12 protein-coding genes are annotated in these 12614 nt (G+C 64.0%); 8 read left to right on the forward strand and 4 right to left on the reverse strand.

Annotation, left to right across the window (positions count from 1 at the left end; translation table 11 throughout):
- Positions 1 to 517: 517 nt before the first annotated feature.
- The 3 genes from XI05_RS37600 (at position 518) to XI05_RS37610 (ending at position 1377) form a co-directional block, all read left to right on the forward strand.
- Positions 518 to 727 carry a cold-shock protein gene (locus XI05_RS37600; protein WP_172784278.1) on the forward strand — a complete coding sequence of 70 codons (210 nt, stop codon included), beginning with the start codon at positions 518 to 520 and terminating at the stop codon, positions 725 to 727.
- A 113-nt stretch (positions 728 to 840) separates the two neighbouring features.
- On the forward strand, positions 841 to 1101 hold the full coding sequence (locus XI05_RS37605; RefSeq protein WP_271511179.1) for a transcriptional regulator: 261 nt from the start codon (positions 841 to 843) through the stop codon (positions 1099 to 1101).
- Positions 1102 to 1152: 51 nt separating this feature from the next.
- Complete coding sequence (locus XI05_RS37610) at positions 1153 to 1377, forward strand: hypothetical protein (protein WP_172784280.1); 225 nt, start codon at positions 1153 to 1155, stop codon at positions 1375 to 1377.
- A gap of 205 nt (positions 1378 to 1582) precedes the next feature.
- Here XI05_RS37610 and XI05_RS37615 read toward each other — a convergent pair whose 3' ends face one another.
- The 4 genes from XI05_RS37615 to XI05_RS37630 form a co-directional block, all read right to left on the reverse strand.
- A complete protein-coding gene (locus XI05_RS37615) occupies positions 1583 to 1765 on the reverse strand; it encodes a hypothetical protein (RefSeq protein WP_025035185.1) in 183 nt (60 codons plus the stop codon).
- 421 nt (positions 1766 to 2186) lie between these two features.
- Positions 2187 to 3464, reverse strand: coding sequence for a formyl-CoA transferase (gene frc, locus XI05_RS37620; RefSeq protein ID WP_271511182.1), 1278 nt, complete (start codon positions 3462 to 3464; stop codon positions 2187 to 2189).
- A gap of 63 nt (positions 3465 to 3527) precedes the next feature.
- On the reverse strand, positions 3528 to 5261 hold the full coding sequence (gene oxc, locus XI05_RS37625; RefSeq protein WP_271511185.1) for an oxalyl-CoA decarboxylase: 1734 nt from the start codon (positions 5259 to 5261) through the stop codon (positions 3528 to 3530).
- A gap of 75 nt (positions 5262 to 5336) precedes the next feature.
- A complete protein-coding gene (locus tag XI05_RS37630) occupies positions 5337 to 6032 on the reverse strand; it encodes a GntR family transcriptional regulator (protein ID WP_166819518.1) in 696 nt (231 codons plus the stop codon).
- 348 nt (positions 6033 to 6380) lie between these two features.
- Here XI05_RS37630 and XI05_RS37635 point away from each other — a divergent pair, with 348 nt between their 5' ends.
- From XI05_RS37635 to XI05_RS37655, 5 genes are all read left to right on the forward strand, one after another.
- Positions 6381 to 8510: an acetate--CoA ligase family protein gene (locus tag XI05_RS37635; protein WP_271511188.1), complete on the forward strand. Its 2130-nt coding sequence runs from the start codon at positions 6381 to 6383 to the stop codon at positions 8508 to 8510.
- Between the two features lie 171 nt (positions 8511 to 8681).
- Positions 8682 to 9524: an IclR family transcriptional regulator gene (locus XI05_RS37640; protein ID WP_271511937.1), complete on the forward strand. Its 843-nt coding sequence runs from the start codon at positions 8682 to 8684 to the stop codon at positions 9522 to 9524.
- Between the two features lie 104 nt (positions 9525 to 9628).
- Positions 9629 to 10597: a Bug family tripartite tricarboxylate transporter substrate binding protein gene (locus XI05_RS37645; RefSeq protein ID WP_271511191.1), complete on the forward strand. Its 969-nt coding sequence runs from the start codon at positions 9629 to 9631 to the stop codon at positions 10595 to 10597.
- Positions 10594 to 11079 carry a tripartite tricarboxylate transporter TctB family protein gene (locus tag XI05_RS37650; protein WP_271511193.1) on the forward strand — a complete coding sequence of 162 codons (486 nt, stop codon included), beginning with the start codon at positions 10594 to 10596 and terminating at the stop codon, positions 11077 to 11079. Before XI05_RS37645 ends, XI05_RS37650 begins: the two co-directional genes overlap by 4 nt.
- Positions 11079 to 12578, forward strand: coding sequence for a tripartite tricarboxylate transporter permease (locus XI05_RS37655; RefSeq protein ID WP_036023341.1), 1500 nt, complete (start codon positions 11079 to 11081; stop codon positions 12576 to 12578). Before XI05_RS37650 ends, XI05_RS37655 begins: the two co-directional genes overlap by 1 nt.
- Positions 12579 to 12614 lie beyond the last annotated feature (36 nt).

Genomic DNA, 12614 nt, shown 5'->3' on the forward strand with positions numbered 1-12614 from the left:
CGCGAGCGTCTGGCGTCGTCTGTCAGACGTTGCTTGAGACTTTCTGTTCGCTTGATGTCGTTTTGACGCCGTCCCATGGCGCTGCTCCATGCTGGAGGAGGCGGGAGCGCGATGCGTTCTCATCACCGATAGATGCCACGAGCCGGGCGGTGATGACGAAGTCTACCACAGATCGCGAGAGGATCGATGATTTAGACTTGTCGTCTGGCTGGAACTCCGGAGGAGATCATCGCCGTGTCGAAGTGACGCGTGCGCTTTGTGACGATCTCGTCTGGCACTTGCGCCAGAGATCAGGGGGCGAATCCTCAAACGCGAAAACGTTCCACCGCGGGCGGGCGCAATTATATACGGCTCGAGCCTTGTAAGTGCTCGCGATGAGGTATACCTTGGCCTTGTTCGTTCAGCCGCTGTGCTTGTTGAATGCGCCTGCGGGCTCCTTTTCCAGAGACATCGACGAATTGAATTGATCTGCGTGAACATCACGCGGAATGCGCGGCTATGCGCTTTGGAGAAGAGAATGACGACAGGTACTGTGAAGTGGTTCAACGGCCAGAAGGGCTTTGGATTCATTCAACCCGACGACGGCGGCAATGACGTGTTCGTCCACATCAGCGCGGTCGAGCGGGCTGGTCTTGCGGGTCTCGCCGAGGGCCAGAAGGTCAACTTCGAGACCAAGACCGATAAAATGCGGGGCAAGGTCAGCGCAGAGAATCTCTCGCTGGCTTGAGCTCTGTACGGCCGTTTCACGGATGTACTGAAACGGCTATGTGACCCGCTCGATCGTAAGGGATTGAGCGGGTTCTCTCCGTTGCCGAGTAGGCGAAAGACGAGCGCGACGCGATGAGCGCCAGGAAATCGGCCGAACCGTCTCCCGAATCCATCGCGCGATCCGAGCGTCAACGCTTGGCCGCCGAAGAGGGCGCGCGGGCGATCGCCGATGTCGAAAGGCGCGCTGTCGATATCCGCAGCAACATGGCGCGGCTGCGCGAGCTGCGTGAGGCCAAGGAAGCAGCCGAGCAAGCAGCCGAGCAAGCAGCCGATGCCACTTTTCGCGCATCGGCGCCTGCACCGAAGAAGCGCACGAGGAAATTGCCGAGATAGCCGAATTCAGTGCAGACGATGATCTGAAAGGGGCCGTTCACATGCGAATGAGTGCAAGTCGTGCCTAGGATCAAACCGGACGGCGGCGGCACAATCACCTTCTTTCTTGCGCTCGGCGCGGGCCGACAGCTGTGCCGTCTTGCGACGACCTTCCAGACGCAGAAGCAGGCCTTCAGCTACCTTCAGAAATATCGGACGGAGTTCGAGCGCATCGCGCGGGCGCGGCTGGCTTCCGGGGAGCTCGAGGACGGGGTCATCGTGCTCTCGATGCTCTAAAGCTTGCGATCCTCCGCCATTGTCGTCGCGAGCTTCGATCGCCAGGCTGCCGCGGCTGGCGGACGGCACGATGTCTTTGGCGGTGTCCGCAAGCGAGAGCGCAGCTTCGATCTCGGCAGCCCTCTGGTTCGCCAAGATCGGTCTCTCTTCGTCCACAGAGATTGCCTGGCCGTGTCGAAGTAATGACGCGGGTACCGGCAATCCCTTATCTGCGACGATTTCCCTGCTCGGCCTCTCGCGCCAGCCGTTCCGCTTTCAGGCGTTCGCGATTTTCGTGATGGGATTGTTGCGCCTTTGCATAGTCGGTCATCGGCTTCTTGGTCTCGACCGGCTTGAATGCCTTGTTGGCCTCCCGCAGAGCCCGGGACGCGGGATGATCTCTCGTCATGTCGACCTCGATGTCGGCGTAGGGGAACGCGGCTCGAAACACGCCCGAGCCGGCGTGTCCAGCTCGCGAGCCGGTAGCGTTAGACTTGTCGTCGGATGGCCGGCTGCGCTCAAGCGTGCTCCGGTGCAGGAGACAACGAGGTGCAACCCGGTCGGTTCCGATCAGGCGGCTTCAATTCGGCATTGACGCTTGCTCGGCTCGTACTGACTCGCCTGGCGACCATGGCACAATACCCCTGTTTTGCCCGACGGGTCAGGATTTTTTTCGTCGAATCAGAAATACCGTTGCGTGCCAATGGGATGGCTACTGTGCATGGGGTTGTTTTCCGAGTTTTGATTTCGAGCCTGCGACGGCACGCCTTGCCAAGCAAAAAGGGCCGCCCCTTCAGGCGGCCCTTTCGTCTCGTGCAATGTGGGGCCGCTTACTCCGCGGCCTGCTTCTGCGGCGGGTCGAGCGCGCCGGACTTGTGGATCTCGGCGACCTGGTGATCGCTGAAGCCGAGCACCGAGCGCAGGATCTCGTCGGTGTGCTCGCCGAGCAGCGGCGAACGCGTCACGTCCGCCGGCGAGTCCGACAGCTTGATCGGGTTGCCGACCGAGACGTACTTGCCGCGGGTGGGGTGGTCGACCTCGACCACGGTGCCGGTGGCGCGCAGCGACTGGTCTTCGGCGATCTCCTTCATCGACAGGATCGGGCCGCAGGGGATGTCGTCCTTGTTGAGGATCTCCATCGCCTCGAATTTTGTCTTCGTCATCGTCCATTGTTCGATGCGGGCGAAGATCTCGTTCAGACGCGGCAGGCGGGCGGCCGGCTTGGCGTAATTCGGATCGGTCTTCCAGGTGGGCTCGCCGATCACGTCGCAGATCTTCTCCCAGACCGGGGCCTGGGTGATGAAATAGATGTAGGCGTTGGGATCGGTCTCCCAGCCCTTGCACTTCAGGATGCGGCCGGGCTGGCCGCCGCCGGAATCGTTGCCGGCGCGGGGCACGGCATCGCCGAACGGCACGCCTTCGCCGAACTGGCTGTATTCCTTGAGCGGGCCGTGGGCGAGGCGCTGCTGGTCGCGCAGCTTGACGCGGCAAAGGTTGAGCACGCCGTCCTGCATCGCGGCGGTGACGCGCTGGCCCTTGCCGGTATGGGTGCGCTGATAGAGCGCGGTGACGATGCCGAGCGCCAGGTGCAGGCCGGTGCCGGAATCGCCGATCTGCGCGCCGGTGACGAGCGGCAGGCCGTCGCGGAAGCCGGTGGTGGAGGCGGCGCCTCCGGTGCACTGCGCGACGTTCTCATAGACCTTGCAGTCTTCGTACGGTCCGGGGCCAAATCCCTTGATCGAGGCGACGATCATCTTCGGGTTGATCGCCTGGATCTTCTCCCAGGGGAAGCCCATGCGGTCGAGCACGCCGGGGCCGAAATTCTCCACCAGCACGTCGCACTTCTTGATCAGCTCGGTCAGGACTTCCTTGCCCTTGGGGTTCTTGGTGTCGAGCGTGATCGAGCGCTTGTTGTGGTTGAGCATGGTGAAATACAGGCTGTCCACGTTCGGGATGTCCTGCAGCTGGCCGCGGGTGATGTCACCCACGCCGGGGCGTTCCACCTTGATCACGTCGGCGCCGAACCATGCCAGCAACTGCGTGCAGGTCGGTCCGGACTGGACGTGGGTGAAGTCGAGAATGCGAACGCCCTCGAGCGCTTTGGTCATCATATTGCTCCGTACTCTGTCTGCCCCTGCTAACCACAGGGAATAAGGGTTGAAGGGGTGGACCTACTTCTTCTTCTGCAGGACGCTCTGCGGATTGAGGTTGCCGATACGGCCGCTCTCCGAGCCCGCGGCCGGATCGATCACCGCGTTGATGAGCGTCGGCTTGCTGGACTTCATGGCGTCGTTGACGGCGCGCTTGAGCTCGTCCGGCGAAGTCGCGTTGACGCCGACGCCGCCGAAGGCTTCCATCATCTTGTCGTAACGTGCGCCCTTGACGAACACGGTCGTCGCCGGATCGTCGTTGGCGCCGTTGACGTCGGTGCCGCGATAGATGCCGTCATTGTTGAAGATGACGACACAGACCGGAAGGTTGTAGCGGCAGATCGTCTCGACCTCCATGCCGGAGAAGCCGAACGCCGAATCGCCCTCCACAGCGAGCACGGGATGGCCGGTCTCGAGTGCAGCCGCGATCGCCTGGCCCATGCCGATGCCCATCACGCCCCAGGTGCCGACGTCGAGACGCTTGCGGGGCTTGTACATGTCGATGACGCCGCGGGCGAGGTCGAGCGTGTTGGCGCCTTCGTTGACGAGGATCGCCTCGGGATACTCCTTGATGACGTTCTTCAAGACGCCGAGCGCGCCGTGATAGTCCATCGGCGACTTGTTGTTCATGAGCTTCGGCGCCATCTTGGCGACGTTCTCTTCGCGCTTGGTCGAGACGGCCTTGGTCCATTCGGTGGGCGGCGCGGTCCAGCCGGAGCCCATTGCCTGGTTGAAGGCGGAGACCACCGAGCCGATGTCGCCGACGACGGGCGCGACGATCTCGACGTTGGAATCCATCTCCTTCGGCTCGATGTCGACCTGGATGAACTTCTTCGGCGCCTCGCCCCAGCTCTTGCCCTTGCCGTGCGACAGCAGCCAGTTCAGCCGCGCGCCGATCAGCATGACGACGTCGGACTCCTTCAGCACGGTCGAGCGGGCGGCGCCGGCGCATTGCGGATGGGTGTCGGGGAGCAGGCCCTTGGCCATGCTCATGGGGAGGAATGGCACGCCGCTCTTCTCGACGAAGCTCTTGATCTCCTCATCTGCCTGCGCGTAGGCCGCGCCCTTGCCGAGGATGATGAGCGGACGCTTGGCGCCCTTGAGCACGTCGAGCGCGCGCTTGACCGAAGCGGGCGAGGGGATCTGCGCCGGCGCCGCGTCGATCACCTTGACCAGCGACTTCTGGCCGGCTTCGGCGTTCATCACCTGGCCGAACAGCTTTGCCGGCAGGTCGAGATAGACGCCGCCCGGACGGCCCGAGACCGCCGCGCGGATGGCGCGGGCGAAGCCGATGCCGATGTCCTGGGCGTGCAGCACGCGATAGGCCGCCTTGCACAGCGGCTTGGCGATCGCGAGCTGGTCCATCTCCTCGTAATCGCCCTGCTGGAGGTCGACGATCTCGCGCTCGGAAGAGCCCGAGACCAGGATCATCGGGTAGCAGTTGGTGGTGGCGTGGGCGAGGGCGGTGAGGCCGTTGAGGAAGCCGGGCGCCGACACCGTGAGGCAGACGCCGGGCTTCTTGGTGAGATAGCCGGCGATGCCTGCGGCGTAGCCGGCATTCTGCTCGTGGCGGAACGAGATCACGCGAATGCCCGCGGCCTGCGCCATGCGGCCCAAATCCGTGATCGGGATGCCCGGCACATTATAGATGGTGTTGATGCCGTTCAGCTTGAGCGCGTCGATGACGAGATGGAAGCCATCCGTCAGTTCCTGCTCGGTGCCCGGTGCTTCGGACTTGGTCGCGGTATTCAGCATGGGCCTTGTCTCCCTGGTCTCAAGGTCGTTGGGGCGAATTGTTCGCCCTTCTGGTGAACGTTGCTAAGCGAAGAGTTACGTAAACAGTTCTTGGCCGTGCGCTTCGACGTAAGCGGCAAGGCCGAGGGTGTGATCGCGGGCGCGCTTCTCGGCGAGCTCGGTGTCGCGCGCCTCCAGCGCTTCGATCATGCCGAGATGCTCGGGCAGGGAGGTCGCAGTGCGGTCCTTGCGTCCGATGGTCAGCTGGCGATAGCCGCGCACGTGCAGCAGCAGGTCGTTGGTGAGATCGACCAGCACGGGGGATTCCGACAGCGAGATCAGCGCCTGGTGGAAGGCGATGTTGGCACGCGAATATTCCTCGACGTGGTCCTCGGGCAGGCGGTCCTTGCCGAAATCCTTGAAATAGTCGCGCAGCGCCGTGATGTCCTTCTTCCGCGCGGTGGTGGTGATGAGCCGCGCCGCCATGCTCTCCAGCGCCGCCCAGGCGCGGATCATGTCGACGATCTCACTCTTGGTCCGGCGCACCACCATGATGCCGCGGCGCGGAACCGTCTTCACGAAACCGTCCTGCTCGAGCATCGCGATGGCTTCGCGGATCGGGGTGCGGCTGACGCCCAGACGTTCGGACAGCGCGCGCTCGTCGAGCATCACCGGCTCGGGCGTCGAATAGATGTCCATCTTGAGGATGGCTTCCTTCAAGGCGTCATACGCCTTGTTCTTGAAGCTGCTCTCCGGGGCAATACGAACGATTGCGATGTCTGCCTCGGCCATGTTCGGCAACGCCTTGGTTGGTTTCCGTAGTGACACGACGAATCTCCTCCAGTGGGAGTCGTCTTTTACAGGAATATTAACGGGAAAGTTTTTGGCATACCACATGCCAGAATGTCAAGCTGCCTATTTTTTGCGGCGTTCCGGGGCCTGCACCAGCTTGACAAGTTGGCTTCTGGCATACCAAATGCCATCGCCAGCCATTTTTGGTCCAAGCCGGCGGAGTAGTCTTTGCTTTATGCACTCCGTTCCGCCGCATGGAACAGAGCGCGGCGAATGGCAAGCATCACGGGCAGCCGCAAACACGCGCGCGCTTTGAAAAGAACGAACTCAGGTCAAGGGAGAAGCCACATGTCCAATTCCAAAGATGCCGTCCGCAAGGTGCTTGACCAGGTCAAGGCGGACAACCGCACCAGCCTGACGGCGCCGGAAGGCAAGCTGGTCTGCGACGCCTACGGCATTCCGGTGCCGAAGGAGGGCGTGGCCAAGTCGGCGGGCGAGGCCGGCAAGATGGCTTCGTCCATGGGCTTCCCGGTGGTGATGAAGATCGTCTCGCCGGACATTCTCCACAAGACCGAAGCCGGCGGCGTCATCGTCGGCCTCAAGACGGCTGAAGAGGCCGAGAAGGCCTACGAGACCATTCTCGGCAACGCCAAGAAGTACAAGGCCGATGCCAAGATCGAAGGCGTCCAGGTCCAGCAGATGCTGGCCGGCGGCACCGAGGTCATCGTCGGCTCGATCACCGACGGCTCGTTCGGCAAGCTGGTCGCCTTCGGCCTCGGCGGCGTGCTCGTCGAGGTGCTCAAGGACATCACGTTCCGCCTTGCGCCTGCCACAAAGGAGGACGCACTCTCGATGCTCGACGGCATCCAGGCGCATGAGATCCTCAAGGGTGTGCGCGGCGGCGAGCCGGTGAACCGCAACGCGCTCGCCGATGTCATCGTCAAGGTCTCGCAGCTCGTCACCGATTTCCCCGAGATCGTCGAGCTCGACCTCAACCCAGTGTTCGCAACCGCGAAGGGGGCCACGGCCGCCGACGTCCGTATTGTCGTCGACTTCGCTTTTGTGCCGAAGCCGAAGCCGCGTCCGACCGAAGAGATCGTCGCGGCGATGAACCGCATCATGCAGCCGAAGGCTGTCGCCGTGGTCGGCGCCTCCGCGGAGGACGGCAAGATCGGCAATTCCGTGATGAAGAACCTCATCAACGGCGGCTACAAGGGCGAGATCTATCCGATCCATCCCAAGGCCGCCGAGATCCTCGGCTACAAGGCCTACAAGAGCGTCAAGGACGTGCCGGGTGTGATCGACGTCGCGGTGTTCGCGATCCCGGCGAAATTCGTCGCCGCCGCGCTGACCGAATGCGGCGAGAAGAAGATCCCGGGCGCTGTGCTCATCCCGTCGGGCTTCGCTGAAGCTGGCGCGCCTGAGCTGCAGGCCGAGATCGTCGAGGTCGGCAAGAAGTACGACATCCGCCTGATGGGGCCGAACATCTACGGCTTCTATTATACGCCCGCCAATCTCTGCGCGACCTTCTGCACCGCCTATGACGTCAAGGGCCATGCGGCGCTGTCGTCGCAGTCGGGCGGCATCGGCATGGCCATCATCGGCTTCTCGCGCTCGGCCAAGATGGGCGTCTCCGCGATCGTCGGCCTCGGCAACAAGTCCGACATCGATGAGGACGATCTGCTCGCCTTCTTCGAGCAGGATCCGAACACCAATCTGATCGCGCAGCATTGCGAAGACCTCAAGGACGGCCGCGCCTTCGCGGAAGCCGCCAAGCGCGTCTCCAAGAAGAAGCCTGTCGTGGTGCTCAAGGCCGGCCGCACCTCGGCTGGCGCGAAGGCGGCATCGTCCCACACCGGCGCGCTCGCCGGCAACGACCGCATCTATGAGGACGTGTTCAAGCAATCCGGTGTGATCCGTGCCCGCTCACTTCGCCAGCTGCTCGAATTCGCCCGCGGCGTGCCGGTGCTGCCGACGCCGAAGGGCGAGAACGTGCTCATCATCACCGGTGCCGGCGGTTCGGGCGTGCTGCTGTCGGATAGCTGCGTCGACAACGGCCTGTCGCTGATGTCGATGCCGCCGGATCTCGATGCGGCCTTCCGCAAGTTCATCCCGCCGTTTGGAGCTGCCGGTAATCCCGTGGATATCACCGGCGGCGAGCCGCCGATCACCTATGTCAACACCGTGAAGCTCGGGCTGTCTGATGAGCGCATCCACGCGCTGATCCTCGGCTATTGGCACACCATCGTCACCCCGCCGATGGTGTTCGCCCGCAACATGGTCGAGGTGAAGAAGGAGATGGAGGCCAAGGGTTTTGTGAAGCCGATGGTCGCCTCTCTCGCCGGCGACGTCGAGGTCGAGGAAGCCGCCGAATATCTCTACCAGAACGGCATCCCGGCCTACGCCTATTCGACCGAGCTGCCGGTCGAGGTCCTCGGCGCCAAGTACAAGTGGGCGCGCGGGGCAGGGCTGCTCTGAGGCGTTGACGCCGCTTCGGCAGTCCGAAGCGGCGCCTCGCAGGGTAAGTCGTTCCGGGGCGATGCGCAGCATCGAACTATGGTGCGCAATTGCGCACCTGAGAACCTCGAGATTCCGGGTCTGGTCCGTCGGACCATCCCGGAACGACGGATGCAAAAGCGGCAGGTCGCGATGAGCAAGAACGTGATCCGGCGCAAATCGTTCGAGCCCAAATCGGCCGCGGAGGCCGATCACGAGGGCCGCGACGGTGGCGTGCAGTCGGTCGACCGCGCGCTGTCGATCATCGAGACGCTGGCCGAGGACGACGAAGGTTATCGTCTCAGCGATCTCGCGATCCGCACCGGCCTGTCGGCGTCCACCGTGCACCGGCTGCTCGCAACGCTCGAAAGCCGCCGTTTCGTGCAGTTCGACCGTGGCGAGTCCAAATGGCACGTCGGCGTGCGCAGCTTCACGGTTGGCGCCAGCTTTGCGCGGCGACGCAATTTCTCCGCACAGGCGATTCCATATTTGCGCAAGCTGCGCGATCTCACCCGCGAGACGGCCAATCTCGCCGTGGTCGACGATGAGTTCATCATCGTGCTGACCCGCATGGAAAGCCGCGAGATCATGCGCTCGCTCACCAAGGTCGGCGGCCGCGTCCCCATGGTGACCTCCGGCGTCGGCAAAGCGGTGCTCGCAACCTATTCAGACGAGGACGTCGGCGCCGTCATCCGCCATCACGGCATGCCCCGCCTGACCGAGAAGTCGATCGTGCGCCCGAGCGACCTGTTCAGGGAGCTCGAGAAAATCCGCAAGCAGGGCTTTGCCGTCGACGATGAGGAGGCACAGATCGGCCTGCGCTGCGTCGCGGCGGTGGTATACAACGCGTTGGCCGAACCGCTTGCCGCGATCTCCGTATCCGGCATGACCAGTCGGGTCACCGACGAGCGGTTGCCGGAGATCGGACAAATCATCCGGGAAGTGGCGGCCGAACTGACGGCCGCGCTCGGCGGGGTGATCCCGGCGCCACGCTGACTAAAAACCCCGAGGCGTCACTGGACAGCATCGGCCGTTTTGGTTGATATGCGACCAAACGACACAATGCGGCGAACGTCCGCATGAGCCCTGGAGATGCCCCCATGTTCCGATTTCCCGCGCGCCTTGTCGGCGCAGCCGTCGCGTTCACCCTGGCGGCAGTCAATCCGGGCTTTGCCCAGCAGCTCGAGCTCAAGCTGATGGCGCCGGCGGCTCCGGGCGGAGGCTGGGACCAGACCGCGCGCTCGATGCAGCAGGCGCTGGTGGCTGCGGGCGTCGCCCGCAGCGTGCAGGTCACCAACGTTCCCGGCGCCGGCGGCAGCGTCGGCATCGCGCAGTTCGTCAATGGCGCCAAGGGCGACGGCAACCAGATGATGGTCAACGGCTTCGTCATGGTCGGCGCGCTCGCCATGAACAAGTCGCCAGTGACGCTGGAGCAGGTGACGCCGATCGCGCGCCTCACCGAGGAAATCCAGGTGATCGTGGTTCCCGCGAATTCGCCGATCAAAAATGCGCAGGATCTGGCCGCGGCGGTGAAGGCGGATATCGCCAAGGTCACTTTCGCCGGCGGCTCGGCCGGCGGCGTCGACCATGTGATGGCGGCCTTGTTCGCCGGCGCGGTCGGCGCCGATGCGAAGAAGATCAACTACATCCCGTTCTCCGGCGGCGGCGAGTCGCTTGCGGCGATCCTCGGCGGCAAGGTCACCGCAGGCATTTCGGGCCTCAGCGAATATGAAGGACAGATCAAGTCCGGTAAGCTGCGCGCCATCGGCGTGACCTCGGAGAAGCGCATCGCGGGCAGCGATATTCCGACCTTCAAGGAGCAGGGCATCGACCTTGTGATCGCCAATTGGCGTTCGGTGGTCGCGCCTCCCGGCATCACGCCGGAGCAGCGCAAGACCTTGAGCGATGCGGTCGAGAAGATGGTGAAGTCTGACGCCTGGAAGGAGATCCTCAAGCAGAAGGGCTGGGAGGATGCCTATCTCGGCGGCGACGCCTTCGCCGACTTCCTGAAGAAGGAAACGGCCCGCGTCACCGACGTGTTGAAATCGGTCGGCTTGGTCAAGTCATGACCTCAGGCGATCCCGTCCAGCCGCCGCGGCGCGTCGACCGTGCCGGTCTCGTCATCGCGGCACTGCTTGCGGTGCTCGCCGTCGTGCTGGTCTGGGACGCGCGCGGCCTGCAATCCGCGGCGATGTACGGGATGGGACCTGAGGCGATGCCGGTCGTGGTCGCCAGCGGCCTTGGGCTGCTTGCGATCGGCAACTTAATCGACGCGCTACGCGGCAATTTGCCGGCACGCGAGAGCGCCGATCCCGTGCCTGTGGTTCTGATCCTCGTCGGGCTTGCGCTGCTGATCGCCATCATCGGCATTGGCGGCGGCTTCATCCTGGCGACCTCGGCGCTGTTCGTGACGACCTCGGCGGCCTTCGGACGCCGTGCCATCCTCATCGACGCCATCATCGCCCTCGTGATGTCGACCCTCATTTACCTGGCGTTCGACCGGTTGTTGACGCTGAGCCTGCCTGCCGGCCCACTGGAGCGACTGCTGTGATGGATACCTTTGCCGCGCTGGCTCACGGCATGGCGGTTGCCGTCCAGCCGATGAACCTGCTTTACGCGCTGATCGGCGTGTTCCTCGGCACGGCCGTGGGCGTGCTGCCCGGCATCGGCCCGGCACTGACGGTCGCGCTGCTGCTGCCGGTGACCTACAAGCTCGACCCCGGCGGCTCGCTGATCATGTTCGCCGGCATTTATTATGGCGGCATGTACGGCGGCTCGACCACCGCGATCCTGATCAACACGCCCGGCGAGAGCGCCTCGATGGCGACTGCGCTCGAAGGCAACAAGATGGCCAAGGCCGGCCGCGGCGGGCCGGCGCTTGCGACCTCCGCAATCGGCTCCTTCGTCGCCGGCACCATCGCCACCATTGGCCTGGCTTTCCTCGCACCATGGCTGGTCGATGTCGCCGTGCGCTTCGGCCCCGAGGATTACTTCGCGCTGATGTGCGTCGCCTTCGTCACGGTGTCGGCGACCTTCGGCGATTCCCCGATCCGCGGCCTGACCAGCCTGTTCATCGGTCTGACGCTCGGCCTTGTCGGCATCGACAAGCTGACGGGGCAGGCGCGGCTTGCATTCGGCGTCCCCGAACTGCTCGATGGCGTCGAAGTCACAACGCTTGCCGTCGGCCTGTTCGCGGTGGGCGAGGCGCTCTATGTCGCATCGCGCCGCCACCACACCGAAGAGAAGCTGGAGCCGGTGCGCGGCTCGCTGTGGATGACCAAGGAGGACTGGAAGCGGTCCTGGAAGCCATGGCTGCGCGGGACCATGTTCGGCTTCCCGATCGGTGCGCTGCCGGCAGGCGGCGCGGAGATCCCGACCTTCCTGTCCTATTCGACCGAGAAGCGGCTGACGAAGCACCCCGAAGAGTTCGGCAAGGGCGCGATCGAAGGCGTCGCCGGCCCCGAGGCCGCCAACAACGCTTCCGCAGCCGGCACGCTGGTGCCGCTCTTGACGCTGGGCCTGCCGACTTCGGCCACCGCCGCGATGATGCTGGCGGGCTTCCAGCAATATGGCCTCAACCCGGGCCCGCTGCTGTTCGCCGAGCGGCCTGACCTCGTATGGGGCCTGATCGCCAGCCTCTTCATCGCCAACATGATGCTGCTGGTGCTCAACCTGCCGCTGGTCGGCCTGTGGGTGCGGCTGCTCGCGATCCCGCAGCCCTGGCTCTATGCCGGCATCCTCGTGTTCGCGACCATGGGCACCATCGCGGCAAAGCCGTCGGTGGTGGAATTGTCGATGCTCGCAGGTTTCGGCGTGCTCGGCTTCCTGATGCGTCGGTTCGATTTCCCGATCGCGCCCGTCGTCGTCGGCCTGATCCTCGGCCCGATTGCCGAGAGCCAGCTCCGCCGCGCGCTCGCGATCAGCCTCGGCGATCCCATGACGCTGCTGCAGAGCCCGATTTCGGCAACGCTTCTCGGCGTCGCGCTGATCGCGCTGGTGGCGCCCTTTGTGCTGAAGGGGTTGGGACGGTTCAAGGCAAACGAGGACTAGCACTACTTTGGCAGAATGTGTTTTCGCCACTGTTTT

The sequence above is a fragment of the Bradyrhizobium sp. CCBAU 11357 genome (genome assembly GCF_028128865.1).
In the GTDB taxonomy this organism is placed as follows: Bacteria; Pseudomonadota; Alphaproteobacteria; order Rhizobiales; family Xanthobacteraceae; genus Bradyrhizobium.